At 55.1% G+C, this 20,902-nt stretch carries 21 protein-coding genes and 1 tRNA gene; 12 read left to right on the top strand and 10 right to left on the bottom strand.

Annotation, left to right across the window (positions count from 1 at the left end; all coding sequences use genetic code 11):
- The first annotated feature begins 99 nt into the window (after positions 1 to 99).
- From phaeop14_RS02110 to phaeop14_RS02100, 3 genes are read left to right on the top strand one after another with little or no spacing between them, the layout of a single operon-like run.
- Positions 100 to 1,359: an ABC-three component system protein gene (locus phaeop14_RS02110; protein WP_158524504.1), complete on the top strand. Its 1,260-nt coding sequence runs from the start codon at positions 100 to 102 to the stop codon at positions 1,357 to 1,359.
- Positions 1,352 to 1,867, top strand: a complete 516-nt coding sequence (locus tag phaeop14_RS02105; protein WP_145957387.1) for an ABC-three component system middle component 5 — start codon at positions 1,352 to 1,354, stop codon at positions 1,865 to 1,867. Before phaeop14_RS02110 ends, phaeop14_RS02105 begins: the two co-directional genes overlap by 8 nt.
- Positions 1,864 to 3,759, top strand: a complete 1,896-nt coding sequence (locus tag phaeop14_RS02100; RefSeq protein ID WP_096788614.1) for an AAA family ATPase — start codon at positions 1,864 to 1,866, stop codon at positions 3,757 to 3,759. The genes phaeop14_RS02105 and phaeop14_RS02100 overlap by 4 nt, the downstream gene beginning before the upstream one ends.
- Positions 3,760 to 3,990: 231 nt before the next feature.
- On the opposite strand, the gene phaeop14_RS02095 is transcribed toward phaeop14_RS02100, so the two are convergent.
- Positions 3,991 to 4,398 (bottom strand): hypothetical protein, encoded by a 408-nt coding sequence (locus phaeop14_RS02095; RefSeq protein ID WP_096788613.1) that lies wholly within the window; start codon positions 4,396 to 4,398, stop codon positions 3,991 to 3,993.
- A gap of 94 nt (positions 4,399 to 4,492) precedes the next feature.
- Positions 4,493 to 4,870 carry a hypothetical protein gene (locus phaeop14_RS02090; RefSeq protein ID WP_096788612.1) on the bottom strand — a complete coding sequence of 126 codons (378 nt, stop codon included), beginning with the start codon at positions 4,868 to 4,870 and terminating at the stop codon, positions 4,493 to 4,495.
- Between the two features lie 808 nt (positions 4,871 to 5,678).
- Here phaeop14_RS02090 and phaeop14_RS02085 point away from each other — a divergent pair.
- Positions 5,679 to 5,864 carry a hypothetical protein gene (locus tag phaeop14_RS02085; protein WP_096788611.1) on the top strand — a complete coding sequence of 62 codons (186 nt, stop codon included), beginning with the start codon at positions 5,679 to 5,681 and terminating at the stop codon, positions 5,862 to 5,864.
- Entirely contained in the window at positions 5,864 to 6,916 is a 1,053-nt protein-coding gene (locus phaeop14_RS02080) for a tyrosine-type recombinase/integrase (RefSeq protein ID WP_096788610.1), read from the top strand. Before phaeop14_RS02085 ends, phaeop14_RS02080 begins: the two co-directional genes overlap by 1 nt.
- Before the next feature lie 79 nt (positions 6,917 to 6,995).
- Here phaeop14_RS02080 and phaeop14_RS02075 read toward each other — a convergent pair.
- From phaeop14_RS02075 to ychF, 3 genes are all read right to left on the bottom strand, one after another.
- A tRNA-Ser gene (locus phaeop14_RS02075) sits at positions 6,996 to 7,085 on the bottom strand.
- 176 nt (positions 7,086 to 7,261) lie between these two features.
- Positions 7,262 to 8,182, bottom strand: coding sequence for a nucleoside hydrolase (locus tag phaeop14_RS02070; RefSeq protein ID WP_096788609.1), 921 nt, complete (start codon positions 8,180 to 8,182; stop codon positions 7,262 to 7,264).
- A 155-nt stretch (positions 8,183 to 8,337) separates the two neighbouring features.
- Positions 8,338 to 9,435, bottom strand: coding sequence for a redox-regulated ATPase YchF (ychF, locus tag phaeop14_RS02065; protein ID WP_096788608.1), 1,098 nt, complete (start codon positions 9,433 to 9,435; stop codon positions 8,338 to 8,340).
- Positions 9,436 to 9,731: 296 nt separating this feature from the next.
- Here ychF and phaeop14_RS02060 point away from each other — a divergent pair, with 296 nt between their 5' ends.
- The 7 genes from phaeop14_RS02060 (at position 9,732) to phaeop14_RS02030 (ending at position 15,784) form a co-directional block, all read left to right on the top strand.
- Positions 9,732 to 10,244, top strand: coding sequence for an acyloxyacyl hydrolase (locus tag phaeop14_RS02060; RefSeq protein WP_096790200.1), 513 nt, complete (start codon positions 9,732 to 9,734; stop codon positions 10,242 to 10,244).
- 112 nt (positions 10,245 to 10,356) lie between these two features.
- Complete coding sequence (gene trpA, locus phaeop14_RS02055; protein ID WP_096790199.1) at positions 10,357 to 11,148, top strand: tryptophan synthase subunit alpha; 792 nt, start codon at positions 10,357 to 10,359, stop codon at positions 11,146 to 11,148.
- 136 nt (positions 11,149 to 11,284) lie between these two features.
- A complete protein-coding gene (locus phaeop14_RS02050) occupies positions 11,285 to 12,451 on the top strand; it encodes an alpha-hydroxy acid oxidase (RefSeq protein ID WP_040170984.1) in 1,167 nt (388 codons plus the stop codon).
- 124 nt (positions 12,452 to 12,575) lie between these two features.
- Positions 12,576 to 13,205, top strand: a complete 630-nt coding sequence (locus phaeop14_RS02045) for a 50S ribosomal protein L25/general stress protein Ctc (RefSeq protein ID WP_040170986.1) — start codon at positions 12,576 to 12,578, stop codon at positions 13,203 to 13,205.
- 198 nt (positions 13,206 to 13,403) lie between these two features.
- Positions 13,404 to 14,150: an aminoacyl-tRNA hydrolase gene (pth, locus tag phaeop14_RS02040; protein WP_096788607.1), complete on the top strand. Its 747-nt coding sequence runs from the start codon at positions 13,404 to 13,406 to the stop codon at positions 14,148 to 14,150.
- Between the two features lie 77 nt (positions 14,151 to 14,227).
- Complete coding sequence (locus tag phaeop14_RS02035; protein ID WP_096788606.1) at positions 14,228 to 15,391, top strand: serine hydrolase domain-containing protein; 1,164 nt, start codon at positions 14,228 to 14,230, stop codon at positions 15,389 to 15,391.
- 9 nt (positions 15,392 to 15,400) lie between these two features.
- Positions 15,401 to 15,784 carry a DUF2237 family protein gene (locus tag phaeop14_RS02030; RefSeq protein WP_040170993.1) on the top strand — a complete coding sequence of 128 codons (384 nt, stop codon included), beginning with the start codon at positions 15,401 to 15,403 and terminating at the stop codon, positions 15,782 to 15,784.
- Positions 15,785 to 15,861: 77 nt separating this feature from the next.
- Here the strand turns inward: phaeop14_RS02030 and trpB are convergent, their stop codons facing one another.
- The 5 genes from trpB to rpsA form a co-directional block, all read right to left on the bottom strand.
- Positions 15,862 to 17,115, bottom strand: coding sequence for a tryptophan synthase subunit beta (trpB, locus tag phaeop14_RS02025; protein WP_096788605.1), 1,254 nt, complete (start codon positions 17,113 to 17,115; stop codon positions 15,862 to 15,864).
- 155 nt (positions 17,116 to 17,270) lie between these two features.
- Entirely contained in the window at positions 17,271 to 17,924 is a 654-nt protein-coding gene (locus phaeop14_RS02020) for a phosphoribosylanthranilate isomerase (RefSeq protein WP_096788604.1), read from the bottom strand.
- Positions 17,925 to 17,931: 7 nt separating this feature from the next.
- The gene (locus phaeop14_RS02015; protein WP_014879148.1) at positions 17,932 to 18,282 is read right to left on the bottom strand and encodes a lipopolysaccharide assembly protein LapA domain-containing protein; all 351 of its coding nucleotides are present in this window, start codon (positions 18,280 to 18,282) and stop codon (positions 17,932 to 17,934) included.
- On the bottom strand, positions 18,282 to 18,566 hold the full coding sequence (gene ihfB, locus phaeop14_RS02010; protein WP_008560927.1) for an integration host factor subunit beta: 285 nt from the start codon (positions 18,564 to 18,566) through the stop codon (positions 18,282 to 18,284). Before ihfB ends, phaeop14_RS02015 begins: the two co-directional genes overlap by 1 nt.
- A gap of 333 nt (positions 18,567 to 18,899) precedes the next feature.
- The gene (gene rpsA, locus phaeop14_RS02005; RefSeq protein WP_014873584.1) at positions 18,900 to 20,579 is read right to left on the bottom strand and encodes a 30S ribosomal protein S1; all 1,680 of its coding nucleotides are present in this window, start codon (positions 20,577 to 20,579) and stop codon (positions 18,900 to 18,902) included.
- Positions 20,580 to 20,902 lie beyond the last annotated feature (323 nt).

The following is a 20,902-nucleotide window of genomic DNA, read 5'->3' as shown; positions in this document are numbered from 1 at the left end:
AACTTGACTATTTTCTCTTCGCGAAACAATTACTGGTTGCGCAGAGGGAGCTTCTGACTATCCTCTGATCCAAGAATTCAATCAACACAGAGCAATGAATTGAAACAAGTTTTTCCCGAATGCTCAGCTGAGACCGAACAAGCCCCAATTTTGGACGTTGTATATATCCACGGTCTTGGTGGTGACATTGAGAAAACTTGGCAACGAGACCCCAAAACCTTCTGGCCGAAGTGGATTGCCTCCGACTTTCCTGAGTGCCGAGTATACGTTGCCGGATACGACTCTACAAAATTTGCGGGATTTCTTTCGGGTGGCGGAGCGTCGCTACAGGACATCGCGACAATGATGGCAGACGAGTTGATCAGCAGGGAGCATCCGGCGCCAAATTTGCTACTCATATGTCACAGCCTGGGCGGGTTGATCGCCAAACAGTTGCTCCGGAAATGCGAGGATTCTCTGGACACGGACTTTAATGAACTCGCCAGCTCTATTCGAGGTTTTGTATTTTTGGGCACTCCTCATCAGGGATCGCAACTGTCTTCATCCATAGATGCGATCCTCAAAAACTTCACAAGCACACAGGCAAAACAGCTTCGATACTCTGACGATGCCCTGATAGACTTAAACAGCCACTTCAAGGGCGCCATGTCCCGAAGCGATATCGTTGTGAAATCCTACTACGAAACGAAGAAAACTTGGGGCGTGATGGTGGTCGATAAAGTCACGGGTAACCCTGGCGTGCTTGCGAGCGAACCCGTTGCCGTAGAAGCCGACCATGCAAAAATTTGCAAGCCCAAGGACCGGGAAGCGAAAGTCTACAAATCTGTTTGTGCAACCATCAGAAAGATCCTTGGGAAAGTCGGCCCTCCTATTAACGATGGAGGACAACCTAACCCCTGCATCCCTGCCTCATCCAGTCAAAATGGTGAAACCGAGAATGCAGAACAGCCATCGGTAATCATGAGCGATTATGAGTATTTTACCACGGCGGCCACGGATGACAGAAGAGACTTAGAAACCAAACTCAAGGATGCCAATCGAGCCTATCTATCGCGCGATGCACGAGGGAAAAAAGAAAGGTTTGCGATGGAATTGAGAAGCCGAATTGCTCAACCATCAGCAATAACCAGATACACGAAGCTGATGTCTGACGTGGATTCTCGATACAAGCGGCATGTTTCAAGGGTCATCGCGGAATCTGGTAATGCAGAAGACATAGATGAGGAAATCCAGAAAAAAGTGATCAATCCATGCGTTGAGCTTCATTCTACCAAGGATCACGAAATCACCGCTAAGCATGTAGACGAAGTTCTCTATTACCTTGCTGGCAATTGTCATTTGGCTTGGGACAATGACTGAATTTAGAATTTGGCACTCCTCGCGTGACCCATATCACTGTGCATTTCGAGTGATTTCTCTACTGCTCGCGTGTCGGCAAAGCCTGCCAATTGGGAAACTGCGCATTCTCGATATGTATTTTCTATACCCACCGCTCCTCCACAGGCTCTCGTTACCAACTGAAGAAAAAGCCAAGTTTCGCGATCTGAAGATCACAAGACCCGAAAAAAACTTTGTGCGCCTTCCAGGCACTGCTTCAGTTTGGCAAGACCTCCAGGTTTTCCAGTCAACCGCCCTAAAGCAACTCGCGGGAAGAGGGCTGCTCAAACGTGACGCTTTGGAGAGTCAAAACGCGTTACTCGATGTTGACTTGGTGCCTCCTACTCTCGTTCGTAGAGCTGGTGAACAAAGCCATGAAGAGAAGAAACTATTGAATTTCTTGACCCAAGACATCGCCAAAATCCCTTTCAGTGGTAAGTCCGGGTTAATCAAACGGGCCGGAATTCCAGCAAGGGGGCCAGTTCAATGAACGCAAGACTTCGCATTGATCGTTTGCTCGTAACACGAGGAAGCTCGGTTTTGTTTGATGAGAAGTTCCATGAAGGTGTGAACATCATCCATGGCTCGAATGGGGGCGGCAAATCGACTATTGCCGACTTTATTTTTTTTGGACTTGGAGGAGATCTTCGAGAATGGAAGCCGTCTGCATCTCGTGCAGAAAAGACTATTCTCGAGATAACCACTCCCGCAGGGAAGATGACGCTTCGCCGTGATAGATCTGAAAAAAGTGGCCGTCCCATGGATATCTTTTTTGGGAGCATGACGGACGCGCTTCAAAGTGGTGAGGACAGCTGGCAGACACAGCCATACAAACGCACGGAACAAGGGTATAGTTTTAGTCAAATATTGTTCAGAGCCATGGGCTTGCCAGAAGCCATCAGCGACGGCTCAAGCAACATCACTATGCATCAAATCTTGCGCTTGCTGTATGTTGACCAGCTAACACCAGTTCAGAGGATTTTTCGGGTCGAAAGCTTTGACACTTGGCAAACTCGCCAAGCTGTTGGCGACCTGTTATCAGGTGTCGGCGGATATGACCTCTTTGAAAAGCAGCTCAAACTACGCGAGGTATCGAAAAGGTATGACGACGCGAACGCACAATACAAAAGCTTGGTAGCGGTTGCATCGGGATACGGAGAACAGGTTCTCACTGAGCATATTGAACTTGCTATGGAGAAAACAAAGAAAGAGCGGAAAACTCTTCTCGGTGTAATCGAAAGCTTGATGGCTACGACGGCGAGTGAGGGCCGACTGCCAGAGGTTGAGAGAAACAGGAAGGACGCAGCGAGATCCTACAACGCGGCACGCAAGACGGTCAGCAACCTTGAGGAGCAGATTGAGACGCTTTCATATGAGATTTCAGATGCGGACCAATTTGTTGACCACCTGAGACAATCTCTGCGCGACTTTGAAGCTGCGTCAGAAACCTTCTTAGCTCTGGGTCATTTGGATTTCGAACTCTGCCCTTCATGCTTCTCACCGGTAACCGAAAAGCCGATAGGCCATTGCCAGCTGTGCAATACGCCGCGATCAAAAGAGGACGATGACTCAAGAACCCTGGCCGTGAAATTGGACCTTCAGATGCAGTTGCGAGAGTCACTCTCGCTGCAAGCCGCGCGGAAATCTGAATTCACTGAAAAAAAATCTGCGCTTCGCGTAGCTAAGAGATCCCTGCAGAAGGCTTCAGCCACAATGGAGTTTGTTCGCTCCGGTCCCTCAAGTGGTAGAGAGGCAGAGATCGCGGAACTGAGTCGGAAGATTGGATTTATTGACAGCGAACTTGAAGGCTTACAAAAGCGCCTTGAAATAGCAGCAAAAATTAAAGCTGCCTCGACCGCCAAGGATGATCTTAAAAATCAGCTCACACGCCTAAAGAAAGAAATTGAATCCATTGAGCGAAGTCAGGGGTTGCGCAAAACCAAGGCATACTCGCTGATATCCAAAGAGGCCAAGAAGCTTCTGGACTTGGATATGGCGGAACATAGCGACTTCGGAGACATTGATCATGTGAGCTTCAATTTTGCAGGTGATTGGATCGCAATTAACGGCGAAAAAAACCGTGCAGGTAGTGCCAGCGGTATGGTGGTTCTGAAGAACAGTTTTGCGGCGGCAATGTTGAACGCCTCTCTGATAGACAAGGGCTTCAACTTGCCTCGCTGGATGTTGTTCGACAATGTTGAAGACAAGGGGATGGTTGAGGAGAGATCTTGGAACTTCCAGCGTCAGCTCGTCAGTTTGTCGTCGAAAGCCAAAACACCTCATCAAATCATCTTTACTACCTCAAAGATCGCGCCCGAATTGGATGGTTCCAACTTTGTTGTTGGAAGAAAATACACCCGTGCGCAACGCTCATTGAACTAAGTTTCCTACAGCAGTGAGCAGGTCTCATGGCCGGTCCACAGAGACCAGAACTGCTCAGTTTTGGTCCCTCAATCTGCCGGCAGGACCGCCTCCCTTCAGCGGTCGCTTTGAGACGAAACCGAAATGCTGGGATCAACCAATGATCGTGATTGTTTGATCCCAGCAATGCGGGCCACAGTAATCATGCTGCCCAATGCAGAAATATTATGAAGTGTTCCAGGTTTCGAAAACTCAACTTCTGTGCTGTTCCAATGAACTTGCCCACCGCCGAGCGTTCGAAAGATCGCGCAGGGCCCGATTGGCGGAAGTAAGGCATTTGATGCAGACAACGGCCCGCCGCATCAGTTCCAGATCACGGTCGAAGATGACGTCCTCGTCAGTGTAGCATTCGAACGCGCGATCACCATAGCCAGTTCTCATCGCATTCATTTCAGCTCGAAGTATGTCGCCAACCTGGTCAACTGTGAACAGATCTGATTTCCCCAGAATATCGCCGTTCTTCAGCTTCCCCAGAAGGCTTCGGTAAGAGAGGTCGAACGATGGTTTGATCGGAAGCTCCAGTAGCTCGATGGCCTTGGCAAAATCATGGCCAGTCACGAGGCAATGATATGCCATTTCTTCGATTTTATCGCGGGACATAGTCGGTCTCCTTTTTCTGCCCGTTTTGGTGAACCCAGCAGGAGGCTGAATTCTCAAGCGGTCGGCGTATGCAGTGCCGACCGGAAACACTGCTTTAGGCAGCAAGGAGATAGTCAGAGAGCGGCTGTCCGGGGTCGCAGTCGATGCGATACAGAAGGTCGGTCAGAGCTTCTGTCAGGAGGCAGATTTCTTCGACATACGGATCGCTGGGATCCAGATCCGCGAAGTATGCCGCCTCGATACGATTTTCGTCGTGCACGTAGTAGAGCGACAGCAGCTCGTGTAGTTCGACGACGCCGCTCTGAAGACGGCGGGTCATCGCATTTGCACTGCGAATTTCATCCAGCAGAGATTGGGTGCGTTTCAACGCAAACTGACCAGCGAGGACGAGGGATGCGCTCTGAAGAGCCTGATCGTGCTGGTAGGTAAAGTCTTGGATTTCGCGGAGCGGGTTCAGGGGAAAAATGCACATGGGAATCCTCCGGTGCTATGCCAATCGACCGAGCGTGACTGGCTTCAAGGGCGCCTTTCTTCTCCTTTCCGGCGCTTAGTTTTGATGTGATCATGCTTTGGGGTTTTCGCGGGGTTCATCACGACACCCCTGAAGACCGCAAACCTGATCACATAGTCCAAGAAAGAAAGAGCATTGCTCTGCTTCTTAAGAACTTGAGTTAGCCGCTACGCGGCGCCTCCGCTCGCGTCTCTCAAAACGACATATCGACTTTGTAAACTGAGAGCGTCGCAAATCTCTTTGCGGAAATGGCGAACTTTTCTCGAGGTTAGACAGATCATTTCCTAATTATTTGAAATATATACACAAAATGCTCTCTTGGCAGAAGCGGAGGGACTGCAACATGTGATAGAATTCAAGTAGTTATCATGTTGAACCTACAAAACACATACTCAATCAAAGCAAAGAAAATCCGACATTTGGCGAACTAAGACACTCTGCTTCCTCCGCCAAAAGAGGAGGAGGTTCTCAGCGTCGACGCCAGTCCAAACGAAACACTTTTGCTATCCAGGAACTTTTTTTACTTTTGGGCTTTGGAAATGCAAAAATTGGCCAATATACTGATTACAAATGATATTTTTCACATACAGCCTTGACATCCTCTGTTGCTCTGAATACCTGTAGGGCGAGCAGAGGCTCAACTACGGCATTCAGCCATCTTGTTACCCAACCGCGTTCGGCGGTTCGGGCGAAAATTGCGCACTATTGAGTTGCTATTGCGGGGATCCCGCAGAACGCAGCCCGATAGCGCCATGACAAGGATGACTGCATGGCCAATAGAAGAGCGAGCATCACTCAAGCCGAAATTTCACGCGCTCTGAAAGCAACTCGAGACGCTGGTTATGATATAGAGAGGATCGAGATTGATCCTCGTGCCGGGCTCAAGATCATTATCGGCGGCGCCGATACTCCATTCACACCAAATGAATGGGATAAAGTGCTGGAGCTGAACTGATGGCGAAGGCTCCTAAAAAATTCCCACGTGCATCCGCGTATATCGACCGCCATGGTAAACGGCGATGGAGGCATCGAGACAAATATGGCAAGTCCACCGAGTTGGGGAGGGAGTATGACTCCTCAGAATTCCGTCGGCGCTACAAAGCCGCCGAAGCAGGGGAACCAATATCCAGCGCACGCTTCACGCCACCTCCTCGGTCCATTTCAGCACTGATTGCGCATTACTACGCGACGGTCGAGTTTCAGGGCCTTAGCGTGGCAACAAAAGCGACATACAGAGGGATTCTCGAAGAATTTCGAGAGGGTTACGGGCATTTGTCCGCTGTCACGGTTAGCAGGCGCCACATTAAGGAGATCCTCGAACGAAAAGCCAAAACACCATGGGCGGCCAAGAAGCTGCGACAAAGGCTGAAAGTGCTTTTTCAGGAGGCTATCGAGCTGGAATGGCGAGACGACAATCCGGTGGACCATATCAAGCCCATCAAAGCCAAGACAAAGGGCTTCCATACCTGGACTGAAACGGAAATCGCGACCTTCTTTACACACCATCAACCTGGCTCTGTCCCCCACACAGCTATGACACTGATGCTATACACTGGTGCCGCTCGCGTTGATGCTGTCAAGTTGGGGCCTTCCAACATCAGACGGGGACGACTGATATATGTCCGCCAGAAAACGGCGCAATCCAAAGGGATGGAAATAAGTATACCGATTGCTCCGGCCCTGAAGCGCGTATTGGATGCCATCCCAAAAGCGAACGCCACGTTTCTCCAAACGAAATCAGGCCTTCAACGCTCTGAGAAAGGACTGGGCAAAGATATGCGGAAATGGTGCAACGCGGCCGGGCTCCCCGAATGTTCTTCACATGGGCTTCGCAAAGCCATTGCTCGTCGATTAGCTGAAGCAGGTGCTACACCGCACCAAATCATGGCAGTTACTGGACACAAAACGATGGCCGAGGTGGAGCGCTACACTCGAGACGCAGACCGTGCTAAGTTAGCAGATAGTGGAATCAAGAAAATGGCGAAGAAGTTCGGAAAAAAGAAATGACGGAAACTTGGCGAACCCATCTGGTCGGTTCGCCAATTTCAAATCTAACCCCCTGAAATCAAAGGAATAAAGATGAAGGTGGCGGAGACGAAGGGATTCGAACCCTCGAGACCCTTCCGGGCCTACTCCCTTAGCAGGGGAGCGCCTTCGACCACTCGGCCACGTCTCCGCTGACCCGTCTATCAGCGCAACCAAGCTGAGAACAAGGGCGAAATGCGCTTTTTGGGAAAAAATTTCCGCGCGTTCAGTCGGAGATCCAAAACCAGTATCGCCCCACCGCGATGTGATGCGGCGGGGCGATATATTACTCTGTTTGTAATGATCTGCGGGGCCCGCTCTCACTGCTTACGGCAGGATGGCAAGCCGCTTCAGGAAGAGAGATTTCACAGCGTCTGCGTCAACACCCATGTAGACATCGATGGGCTGGCGGGCGCTGTCAGAGGCGAGGCGGGTTTCGCCCGATGTCTCGCCCTCGCAGGACACTTCCATTGCCACCGCACGTGCAGTGAACAACTCCGGATGGGTACAGGCGATGACCGCAGCAGGATCATGCAGGGAGCAGCCGTCGAACTTTCCAACCGTTTCGTAGAAATGCAAATAGAAGACCGACATTTCCTGCAGCATGCCACCCAATTCCGGTGACGTCGCCGCTATAGCGGAGAAATCGTCTTTGGTGCACAGGATACGGTGGGTCACATCAAGGCCCACCATTTCAACCTTCGCACCGGAGCCAAAGACAACATCAGCCGCATGGGGATCATGATAGATATTGGCCTCTGCATGCGGAGTGATATTTCCACCCTCCTCAAGCGAGCCACCCATGATGACGATGCGTTTCACGTTCTTTGCGAACTCAGCGTCGCGCTGGATCGCGTGGGCAATGTTGGTCAATGGACCAATCGGGCAAACCACCAGATCGCCCTTGTGTTCACGCGCCATGCGGATCAGGAAATCAGCCGCGTCCTCGTCCAGGGCCTGCCCCTTTGGAGTCTTGGCCGGGATATCACCAAAACCCTCGGCACCGTGCACATGGGCCGAAGGCGTGAAGGGCGGCAGTACGAGCGGTGTTTCTGCGCCGTGCGCAACGGGCAGGTCCAGACCAGCAGCTTCCAGCAGGCGCAGCGCGTTGCGGGTCGCGGTTTTGGTGGTCACATTGCCAAAGATCGTGGTGAGCCCCAGTAGATCAATGTCAGGCGCTGCCGCTGCGTAGAAAATCGCCATGGCATCGTCAATACCGGGATCCGTGTCGATGATCAGCTTTGTCATTTTTATCCTTCCGACTGTTTAATCGTGAGGGTTTAGCATTTTCGTTAGCGATAACTCAAGCCTGCCACTTTCAGGAATAGACGACAACTCTCTCAACAAAATACCCGCCTTCGCTAGAAGACGGGCATTGAGCGTTGTCTAAATTCTGCAAGTGATCAGGTGTTGAACAGGAAGTGCAGAACGTCGCCGTCCTTCACGACATAGCCCTTGCCTTCGGCGCGCATTTTGCCCGCCTCCTTGGCGCCTTGCTCACCGTTGTGGGCGATGAAATCCTCATAAGCGATGGTTTCTGCCCGGATGAAACCCTTCTCGAAATCGCCATGGATGACGCCTGCCGCCTGCGGTGCCGCGGTACCTGTGCGGATCGTCCAGGCGCGGGCCTCCTTAGGGCCGACGGTGAAGTAGGTTTCCAGATGCAATAGCTCGTAGCCTGCACGGATCAGGCGATCCAGACCCGCTTCGGCCAGCCCCATTTCAGAGAGAAACATCTCAGCTTCTTCCGGCTCCAGCTGGCTGATCTCCTCCTCAATCTGGGCGGAGATAATCACATGGGAATTGCCCTGGGCGGCCGCGATCTCTGCCACTTTGGCAGAATATTCATTGCCTTCGACGGACTCACTTTCACCGACATTGCAGACGTAGAGCACTGGTTTGGTGGTCAGCAGCTGCAGCATTTTCCAGGCCTTGGCGTCCTCGGCGTCGACCTCAACCAGACGGGCGGGTTTCCCCTCCTCTAGCATTGCTTGCGCGTCCGCCAAAAGGCGATCCTGCTGCTGCGCTTCCTTGTCATTGCCCTTCAGCTTGCGCACCAGATTGGCGCGACGCTTCTCAATGCTTTCCAGATCGGAGAGCATCAACTCAGTCTCAATCACCTCAGCATCGGCCACCGGATCGACGCGGCCATCCACATGGGTCACGTCGCCGTCTTCAAAACACCGCAGCACATGGGCAATAGCATCGGTTTCACGGATGTTGGCCAGGAACTGATTGCCCAGACCTTCACCTTGCGAGGCGCCTTTGACGAGGCCTGCGATATCCACAAAAGTCATCCGGGTCGGAATGATCTGTTTGGACCCGGCAATCGCCGCCAGCTTGTCCAGCCGGGCGTCCGGCACGCCAACTTCGCCGACGTTTGGTTCGATGGTGCAAAACGGAAAGTTCGCCGCCTGCGCCGATGCGGTTTTCGTCAATGCGTTGAACAGGGTCGACTTGCCGACGTTCGGCAGACCCACGATTCCCATTTTAAAGCCCATTTCGGCCTCCTGATGCCACTTGGGAGGTGCTTCTAGGCAGCATTTTGCGGTGACGCAAGCGCGCATCTCCGGCTCACGCCTCGGCTCCAATCCACCGGCCCCTCTGCGCTGCATGATCACCGCTAGGATTGTCGGCACCGATGCAGAGCACATAAAAAGTCAGCAAGAGGTGCAACCATTTGGCGACACTCGCGTTACTTTGAACAGGGCGTGATGCATTTGGCCAATTGGACAGTGGACATTTCCCTGATTTCGCAGATCATTTCAATCAAGCTGACCAACACGAGATTACGAATATGACTTTACGCACCTTCGTTACAGCAGCCCCCTTCGCCTGCGCCCTGATGCTGGCTAACGCCCTGCCCGCCACGGCTGGTGACTGGATATTCGGTGCAGGATATTCAAGCTTCTCCCGCGATGGCGCTGAGGACAGTGCGCTGGTGTCAGTTGAATATCAGCACGATGCGTTCTGGCAACGCGGCAATTTCGATGCATCCTTTGGCGCGGCGCTGGACGTGCAGACCACCGGCGATCTGTTCATCGGTGCTGGCGCAGTCGGCAAATGGCACCTGCAACGTGGCTGGTTTATCGAAACCAGTGTGATGCCCGGCGCCTACACCGAAAGTGTAAGGCTGAACGACTTGGGATCCACCTTTGAAATTCGCAGCGCAATCGCCGTCGGCAAGGAATTTGCAAACGGCAAATCGCTGTCGCTGGCTCTGACCCATAAGTCCAACGCGTCAACAGCGGACATCAATCCGGGGGTGAATTCACTGCTGCTGCGTTGGCATGTCCCATTCAACGGCTAACCGGTCATCAAACGGCATCTTCTGCGGCACTGTGGGGACAATGAGGCGCACGGGATTGATTTCCGCCGAAACATTCGGCACACCGGGGCGGACACATCTAAAAGGCCCGATCATGACCCGCATTGACGCCAAATTCGCCGAATTGAAAGCCGCCGAGAAAAAGGCCTTCGTTGCCTATGTCATGGCGGGCGATCCTGACTTCGACACCTCCCTTGAACTGGTCAAGGGCCTGCCTGCGGCGGGTGTGGACGTGATTGAACTGGGCCTGCCCTTCACTGACCCGATGGCGGATGGTCCAACCATCCAGCTGGCCGGTCAGCGCGCGCTCGAAGCTGGCATGACATTGGAGCGCACGTTGGAGTTGGCGCGTGCCTTCCGCGCCGTAGACAACACCACACCCATTGTCATGATGGGCTACTACAACCCAATCTACAGCCGCGGCGTCGACACCTTCCTCAAGGACGCCAAAGAGGCGGGCATCGATGGGCTGATCGTTGTGGACCTGCCTCCCGAGGAGGACAGCGAACTCTGTTTACCTGCACAGGAAGCGGGGCTGAATTTCATTCGCCTGGCGACCCCGACCACAGATGACAAACGACTGCCCCGCGTGCTGCAAAACACCTCTGGATTTGTGTATTACGTCTCGATTACCGGGATCACCGGAGCCGCAGAAGCCGAAGCAACCAATGTGGGCCCTGAAGTGGCCCGGATCAAATCAAAGACAGATCTGCCCGTCATCGTTGGATTCGGCATCAACACACCCGAAAAATCACAAGCCATCGCATCCGTTGCAGATGGCGCCGTGGTCGGCTCGGCCATCGTCAGCCAGATCGGTGCCGGCAAACCGGTGGGCGAGGTCCTCAGCTTCGTCAAATCCCTCGCTGATGGCGCGCATTCCGCCTAAGTCATTATTCAGTAACACCCTTTACTGAGGCCGCGCCGGGTTGGTGCGGCCTTTTTGCTGTGTCGAGATCATGGATTGCGCTTTCGCCCCTCAATTGGTAAGAATTTATTACCAAATCAGGGGTGAGGACAAAGCCGTGCCGGTCATTACCAATATCAACGATCTGAAACGCATCTACGAACGCCGCGTGCCACGGATGTTCTATGACTATGCGGAAAGTGGCAGCTGGACCGAGCAGACCTTTCGCGACAACACCAGCGACTTTGAAAAGATCCGCCTGCGCCAGCGCGTGGCCGTCGATATGGCTGGGCGCAGCACAGCCAGTCAGATGATTGGGCAGGACGTTTCGATGCCTATTGCCCTCGCCCCGGTTGGTCTGACGGGCATGCAGCACGCGGATGGCGAGATCAAAGCCGCGCGCGCGGCTGAAGCCTTTGGCGTGCCCTTCACGCTGTCGACCATGTCCATCAACTCGATCGAAGAAGTCGCCGACGCCACAACCAAGCCTTTCTGGTTCCAGTTATACACCATGAAGGATGATGATTATGTGCGCCGCCTGATCCAGCGGGCCAAGGATGCCCGATGCTCAGCTCTGGTGATTACACTGGATTTGCAGATCCTCGGCCAACGCCACAAGGATCTGAAGAACGGCCTTTCTGCCCCACCAAAGCTCACGCCCAAGACCCTTGCCAATCTGATGACCAAATGGACCTGGGGACTACAAATGCTAGGCGCCAAGCGGCGCAATTTCGGCAATATCGTCGGTCATGTGGAGGGTATTTCCGACGCCTCATCACTCGGCGCCTGGACTGCGGAACAGTTCGATCCCTCGCTTGACTGGGGCAAGATCGCCAAGCTCATCGAACTCTGGGACGGCAAGGTCATCCTGAAGGGTATTCTGGACGTCGAAGATGCCAAGATGGCCGCCAAGCTCGGAGCAGATGCCATCGTGGTGTCCAACCATGGTGGCCGCCAACTCGACGGCGCGCTCAGCTCAATTCAGATGCTGCCCGCAATCATGGATGCGGTTGGTGATCAGATTGAGGTTCATCTGGACAGCGGTATTCGCTCTGGTCAGGACGTGCTGAAAGCGCTGGCACTGGGGGCCAAGGGCACCATGATCGGACGCGCCTTTGTCTATGGGCTTGGTGCGATGGGCCAGGAAGGGGTTACCCGCGCGCTGGAGGTCCTGCATAAGGAGCTGGACACCACCATGGCCTTGTGTGGCGAGAAATCCGTCGCTGATCTTGGCCGCCACAACCTCTTGGTACCGGAAGATTTCGGCGGACGCTGGCAGGAATAGCTGGCACCGCGCCAGCCCTGATCCGGTTTGCGACTTGCAATATCGGCCGATCCGGTCTATGCGCACGGCTTCACGCGGGGTGACAGCCTTGGAGGCACCCCCATTATCAAATTGGAGAATTATCATGGCTGGTCAGATTCCTGATCTTGTTTGCCAAGAACGTACGGGGTCGGGCAAGGGCGCCGCTCGTGCAGCACGTCGTGCTGGCATGGTTCCTGGTGTTGTATTTGGTGGCGATGCGGATCCCGTATCCATCCAGATCCCCTTCAACGAACTGCTGAAAAAACTGAAAGCCGGTCGCTTCAAGTCCACTCTGTGGAACCTGAAAGTGGAAGGTCAGGAAGACGTGCGCGTGATCTGCCGCGACGTTCAGCGTGACGTTGTAAAGGACCTGCCGACCCACTTCGACCTGATGCGCCTGCGTCGCACCTCGAAGGTGAACCTCTTCGTTCCTGTTGAGTTCATCAACGAAGAAGAAGCGCCCGGCATCAAGCGTGGCGGCGTTCTGACCGCCGTACGCCCTGAGGTAGAGCTGGTTGTGACCGCAGGTGACATCCCTGAGAAGCTGGTTGTTGACCTCGCCGGTCTGAACGTTGGCGACACCGTCACCATCTCGGCAATCAAGCTGCCTGAAGGTGCAAAGCCGACCATCGACCGCGACTTCGTTGTGGCCAACATCTCCGCTCCGTCGGGCCTGAAGTCCGCAGACAACGAAGAGTCTGAAGACGAAGCCGAAGCGGCCGCAGAAGAATAGGCTCCGACCGAAAGGTTTGGAACGTGAGAGCGAGGCCGGTTTTGGCCTCGCTTTTTTTGTCTGTACGTGAGTGAAGGCCTGTCGCACCGACCACCTGCTCACCACAGAATGATATGCGGGGTCTGGATTTTTTCCCTGAAACGCGCGATGTAGCGCCATAAGACAGTTCCCTATCCCAAACACATCGTTGAAGTGTGCATGAAACTATTTGTTGGTCTTGGAAATCCCGGTGCAAAATATGCAGGCAACCGGCACAATATTGGCTTCATGGCTCTGGATCAGATCGCCAGCGACCATGGGTTCTCGCCGTGGAAATCCAAGTTTCAGGCACAGATCAGCGAAGGCGTTCTTGGGCGCACCAAAGTGCTGCTGCTGAAACCGCAGACCTTCATGAATCTGTCCGGCCAATCCGTTGGCGAGGCGATGCGGTTTTATAAACTGACCCCTGCTGATGTGACCGTCCTTCACGACGAGTTGGACCTGGCACCGGGCAAAGCCCGGGTCAAACAAGGCGGCGGACATGCGGGTCACAACGGGTTGCGGTCGATCCATTCTCATATTGGCGCCGACTATAGCCGCGTCCGCCTGGGCATCGGCCACCCCGGTCACAAGGACGCTGTCGCAGGCTATGTATTGCGCGACTTTGCCAAGGCAGATGAAGCCTGGCTCGATGACCTGATGCGCGGAATCTCCGACGGTGCCGCCCAGCTGGCCGCAGGGGACGGTGGAAAATTCATGAATGCCGTGGCGCTGCGCGTCGCCCCCCCGCGCAGCTCTGGTTCCGGCGCAGAAGGCAAAGAGCGTAAAGCTGTCACCAGTTCAAAAAAAGCGGCACAGCCCGACACCAAGAAGACGCCTCCCCTTGCCTCAGAGGCATCCACTGCTGAGAGCGCCGATGACACCCCGCCGTCGGCTATTGAACGGCTTCTAAACAAGTTCAAGTAACCAAAGTTTCCGTTGCGTCCTGTTTGCGCGTACGGACTGCGGCTGGCTAGGCTCAGCCGTGTCCGAGGAGGATTATTATGCGTCGATATTTAAAGTTATTTTCTTATTTTCTCATTATCTTACTGATCTTCGCAGGGGCTCTTGCCTATTGGCAGCGCGAGCAACTGAGCCGGTTGATGGCCGTTAACACGCTGTTTGACGAAGATCGCATTGTTTCCAATTTCTCTAATATGGACGGTGCATTTTTGACCGCTCCGCTTGATCGCGGCGGCGGCGCGGTAAGCACCCTGCCATCCGGGGTGGAGATGACCTTGCCTCCCGGTGCACAAGACTGGATCAACCGCCGCACAGTGACCTCCCTGCTGGTTTTGAAAGGCGGCCAGATACGCCACGAGAGCTACTATCAGGGCACAGGGCCCGATGATTTGCGGATCTCTTGGTCGATGGCAAAAAGTTATCTCTCCGCACTCTTCGGCGTACTGCTGCGAGAGGACAAGATCCGCTCTCTGGATGATTTGGTCATCGAGTATGCGCCAGAGCTGAAGGGGAGCGCTTATGAAACGGCCAGTATCCGCAATGTGCTGAATATGGCCAGCGGCGTGAAATTCAACGAGGACTATCTGGACTACGATTCCGATATCAACCGGATGGGCCGTACTCTCGCGCTTGGTGGGACGATGGATGATTTCGCCGCAGGCCTGACGGAAACAATCGGAGGACCGGGCGAAGCTTGGCAATATGTGTCCATCGACACCCATGTTCTGGGCATGGTTATTCGTGGTGCAACGGGTCGCCCGGTCCCCGAGTTGCTGTCTGAGAAAGTATTGCGGCATCTAGGGCTGGAAAGCGCTGGCTACTACCTCACGGACGGCGAAGGTGTTGCGTTTGTTCTTGGCGGCATCAATCAAACCACACGCGACTACGGACGCTTCGGCCAGATGATCGCCCAGAACGGCCGCTACAACGGCAGACAGGTTGTGCCTCAGGCCTGGATCGCGGCCTCGACCCGCCCATCCGCCCCGACCAAGGCAGGCCGGATCGGGTATGGGTTTCAATGGTGGATCCCGAAGAACGCGGTTCCGGGTGAATTTCTGGCCAGAGGCGTCTACGGGCAATATATCTACATCAACCAAGGCCGCGACGTCGTCGTTGTGGTGACCAGCGCCGACCGGGGATTCCGCAAACCTGGTGTTGCGGATGAAAACATCAAAATGCTGCGCGCATTGGCAAAATCACTGTAGGATAGCCCCATGGATCAGGACGACAGCATAAATGTGAACGGGGAGGCACTGGCCCCCTGCTCCACCACTCCCTTGACCGGGTTTTTCCGGGACGGCCATTGCAACACCTGCGCGCAGGATCAAGGCAGCCATACGGTCTGTGCGGTTATGACTGACGAATTCCTGGCTTATTCCAAATACGTCGGCAATGATCTGTCCACCCCACGACCTGAATTCGGCTTTGCAGGGCTAAAAGCAGGCGATAGCTGGTGCCTCTGCGCTGGACGCTTCCTGCAAGCCGCCGACGAGGGCTGCGCGCCGCAGGTCAATCTGGCAGCGACACATAAACGCGCGCTGGAGATCATACCGCTAAGCGTGCTGCAAAACCATGCATTGCCGGGAGATGTGGCCTAAGGTCATGACCCGTTACCAGAAACGAAAAAAGGCGCCCGCGATGCGAGGCGCCTATTGTGTTCTTCGCTTTGCTGGGATCAGTCGCTGTCGCGACCTTCGGTATCCGACATATCGAACCCCAGGTGACGCGCGACGGTAAAGATATCCTTGTCGCCACGACCACACATATTCATCACAATAATATGGTCCTTGGGCAGGTCGGGAGCGATCTTCATCACATGGGCCAGCGCGTGGCTCGGCTCAAGCGCCGGAATGATACCTTCCATAGCGCAAGACAACTGGAACGCCTCCAGCGCTTCCTTATCGGTGATGGACACATAGTCGGCGCGGCCGATGTCGTTCAACCAGGCATGCTCCGGGCCGATGCCGGGATAATCAAGCCCGGCAGAGATGGAAAAGCCTTCCAGAATCTGGCCATCATCATCCTGCAACAGATAGGTCCGGTTGCCGTGCAACACGCCGGGACGCCCGCCAGTGAGCGAGGCACAATGCTGCATCTTTTCATCAACGCCTTTTCCGCCGGCCTCAACACCGATGATATTGACCGATTTGTCATCAAGGAACGGATAGAACAGACCCATCGCATTGGAGCCGCCACCGATCGCTGCGATTACGGTGTCCGGCAGGCGCGCCTCGCCCTCCTGCTCGGCCAGCTGCCAGCGAACCTCTTTGCCGATCACAGACTGGAAATCCCGCACCATGGCCGGATAGGGATGCGGCCCGGCCACTGTGCCGATGCAATAGAACGTGTCGTGCACATTGGTCACCCAATCCCGCAGAGCATCATTCATGGCATCCTTCAGCGTACCACGGCCAGAGGTCACCGGAATGACTTCGGCCCCCAGGAGGCGCATGCGGAACACATTGGGCGCCTGACGCTGCACATCATGCGCGCCCATATAGACCACGCATTTCAGGCCGAACTTGGCGCAAACCGTAGCTGTCGCCACGCCATGCTGGCCAGCGCCGGTTTCCGCAATGATCCGATCCTTGCCCATGCGGCGGGCCAGAAGGATCTGCCCAAGCACGTTGTTGATCTTATGCGCGCCAGTATGGTTCAGCTCATCCCGTTTCAAATAGATCTTCGCGCCGCCCAGATGCTCGGTCAACCGCTCGGCGAAATAGAGCGGGCTGGGGCGACCGACATAGTTTTTCCAGAGATCATCCATCTCCGCCCAGAAACTAGGGTCGTCCTTGGCGCGATCATATTCCTCTTCCAGGCTGAGGATCAGCGGCATCAAAGTCTCGCTGACGAACCGCCCACCAAAAATACCAAACCGCCCCTGTTCGTCGGGACCGTTCATGAAGCTGTTGAATAGATCTTCGGCCATGGTTCTTTCCTTCTTCGCGGCGCTCGATATGAGTATAGCGCGGCCTGCTCCGGGTAAAGAGAGGTGCAGCGGATTCTAGGGTCTGATGCGCAATGTCGCGGCGCTAAGGTCAGGTGTGTAAGTAAGGTCAGGCGTGTAACGCCGATCTGCGCGCCTCAGCGGCGCGGCGCGCCAGCGGCTGCACAGAACGCGCGAATGCGGTCAGGATCCTTTACACCCGGCGCACTTTCGGCACCGGAGGCGACATCGACCTGACGTGCCCCCGTGACGCGGATCGCCTCCGCGACATTCTCGGGCGTCAGCCCACCGGCCAGCATCCAAGGGGTGCGCCAGTATTTCTTGCGTGCCAGAAGCCCCCAATCAAAGGTAACGCCATTTCCGCCCGGCAAGACAGCGCCCTTCGGCGCCTTGGCGTCCACCAGAATCTGATCGGCAACGGCCTCATAGGTCTCGATCCTTTGAATATCCTCGAGAGTGGACACCCCCAGCACCTTCATCACAGGCAGACCATAGCGCGCCTTCACCTCGGCCACGCGCTCCGGCGTCTCCTGCCCGTGCAACTGGATCATATCCAATGGAACTGCGGTGGTGATTTCATCCAGCATGGCGTCATCCGGATTGACCACCAACGCCACCTTGCACAAGCCGACCGGCGCCTCTACGGCGAGTGCCGTGGCTTCCTCTACGGTCACTGAGCGAGGGGATTTTGCAAAGAAATTGAAGCCGATATAGGCCGCGCCAGCATCAGCCGCGGCGACGATGTCCTGCGGCGTTTTCAGCCCGCAAATCTTAACCCGAATGTCCATCATGAGAGCGTCAGCTTGCTTCGTCGAGTATAGCAAGGACTTCGTCTTTGCCCTCGTGCTTCTGCTTTTTCAGACGATTGACCTCACGCGACAACTTCTTCGCTTCGCGGGCCTTCAGATCTGCCTCACGACGGTGTTTGTGTTCACGCAGCCATTCAATGATGAAGCCAATGATCAGGCCAACAGCGATGCCACCCAAAACAACCACAAACAGGGGCAGTTCAATGCGGAAATTATAGCCCAAAAACTCGGCAAAGGCAGTCGGCATCAGCTTGAGCTCAACCAGACCCCGATTTGCCAATGAGACAGAAATAAGGGCGATGGCAATCACCCCAAGATAGGCGTAGCGAATATAGCGCATCAGGCTTTTCCGTTCAGGCGGTCCCTCAAGAGTTTACCTGTCTTGAAGAACGGCACGTGTTTTTCTTCAACATGGACCGTTTCACCCGTGCGGGGATTGCGACCAACCCGCGCATCCCGCTGTTTCACTGAGAAGGCACCAAAGCCCCGCAGCTCCACACGGTCGCCGCGCGCCATTGCGTCGGTCACCTCTTCGAACACCGTATTCACGATCCGCTCCACATCACGCTGATACAGGTGCGGGTTTTCGTCTGCAATCTTCTGGATCAATTCCGAGCGGATCATTTCTCGGCCCTCCCAAGCCAAGCTAGGCACAGTTTCTATCCCACGACTATAGGTACAAAACCTCAAACCGGGAACAGTGGATGCAGGCCTGCCCCGCAAATAAGTCAGCGTTTGCCTATCATTAGGCGAGTTCTGGCGACTTCGACCCGCAATGCCGAGATGGGATCCCCTCAATTCCGCTGCAAGCGGTCGCAATTGTATTTGTGATTCGCAGCGATTTTTCGCCCGTGCCCACTCCCAGGCTAGGGCAGAGCAGCCTGCGACAAAAAGAAACGGCCCCACCCCAAGGGGCAGGACCGTTCCAAAGTCTTCAGCCTAGGCTGGCTACTGAAATCAGTCGCCTGTTTTCAGCGCTGCGCCCAGAATGTCGCCCAAGGACGCACCGGAATCGGAGGAGCCATACTGTTCGACGGCTTCTTTTTCTTCCGCGATTTCGCGTGCTTTGATCGACAGACCCAGACGGCGGGTCTTGCCGTCCACGTTGGTCACGCGCACGTCAACCTTGTCACCAACCGAGAAACGCTCAGGGCGCTGTTCGGCACGGTCACGGGAGAGATCGGAGCGGCGGATGAAGGACTTCATGCCTTCGTATTCCACTTCGATGCCGCCTTCTTCGATGGCGGTGACGTTCACGGTCACGATGGACCCGCGCTTCACGCCGCCAACGGCTTCAGCGAACTTGTCGCCGCCCAGGGCTTTGATCGACAGGGAGATACGCTCTTTCTCGACGTCCACTTCGGAGACAACGGCCGAAACCATGTCGCCTTTGCGGTAGTTCTGAATCGCGTCTTCGCCGCGCTCGTCCCAGGAAAGGTCGGAGAGGTGAACCATGCCGTCGATGTCGCCGTCGAGGCCGATGAACAGACCGAATTCGGTGATGTTCTTGACTTCGCCTTCGACCTGAGTGCCCTCGGGATGTGTTTCTGCAAACACTTCCCACGGGTTGCGCATGGTCTGCTTGAGGCCCAAGGACACGCGGCGCTTGGCACCGTCGATTTCCAGAACCATGACGTCGACTTCCTGGGAAGTGGAGACGATTTTGCCCGGGTGGACGTTCTTCTTGGTCCAGGACATCTCGGAGACGTGAACCAGACCTTCGACGCCCGGCTCCAGCTCAACAAATGCACCGTAATCGGTGATGTTGGTGACGCGACCCTTGTGCACGGAGGACAGCGGGTATTTGGCGCCAACCAGATCCCACGGATCTTCCTGCAGCTGCTTCATGCCGAGGGAGATACGGTGAGTCTCTTTGTTGATCTTGATGACCTGAACCTTGACGGTTTCGCCGATCGACAGGATCTCGGAGGGGTGGTTCACACGGCGCCATGCCATGTCGGTGACGTGCAGCAGGCCGTCAACGCCGCCCAGGTCAACAAACGCACCGTATTCGGTGATGTTCTTGACCACACCATCCACTGCCTGACCTTCGGACAGGTTGCCAATGACTTCGGCACGCTGTTCGGCGCGGGACTCTTCGAGGATTGCACGACGGGACACAACGATGTTGCCACGACGACGGTCCATCTTCAGGATCTGGAACGGCTGCTTCAGACCCATCAGCGGGCCAGCGTCGCGCACGGGGCGAACGTCAACCTGCGAACCGGGCAGGAATGCAACAGCGCCGCCCAGGTCGACAGTGAAGCCGCCTTTGACGCGACCGAAGATAGCACCTTCGACGCGCTGGTCGTCTGCGTATGCTTTTTCCAGGCGATCCCATGCTTCTTCGCGGCGCGCCATCTCACGGGAGATAACAGCTTCGCCACGGGCGTTCTCAGCAGCGCGCAGGTAGACTTCTACTTCGTCGCCAACAGAGATTTCGGGAGCTTCGCCAGGGTTTGCGAATTCTTTAAGCTCAACGCGGCCTTCCATTTTGTAGCCGACGTCGATGATGGCCTGGCCCGCTTCGATCGCGATGACCTTGCCTTTAACAACGGAACCCTCTTCGGGGGTGTCCATTTCGAAGCTTTCGTTCAGGAGGGCTTCGAATTCCTCCATCGATGTGTCTTGAGCCATGTGGTCTCAGGTTTCCTTTACAAATCGGTTTTATCTGGCCGGGCGGTTGTTTCCGCCGGTCTTGAAGATTGGTCCTTATGAGGCGCAGCACAGGCCGGTCTGATCAAACAAACACAAAGGGCCGAGGTGTGCCCCGACCCTGCTCAGAATGCCGTCCGTGCGTTAACCGCCTCTATAGTGACAGCGCGTTTAGTATGCGGATTCCCGCTCCGGCGCAAGGGAAACCGTCATCAGGCACCGAGGAGCGGCGAACGATCATGAGTTCGCAGCAGGTTCAGACAGCGCGTGATCACGGGCCGTGGAGCCGTGACAGCAACCGGATC

The sequence above is a fragment of the Phaeobacter piscinae genome (assembly GCF_002407245.1).
In the GTDB taxonomy this organism is placed as follows: Bacteria; Pseudomonadota; Alphaproteobacteria; order Rhodobacterales; family Rhodobacteraceae; genus Phaeobacter; species Phaeobacter piscinae.
Note: the sequence above shows the minus strand (reverse complement) of the source record. Positions and strands in the feature narration are given on the sequence as shown.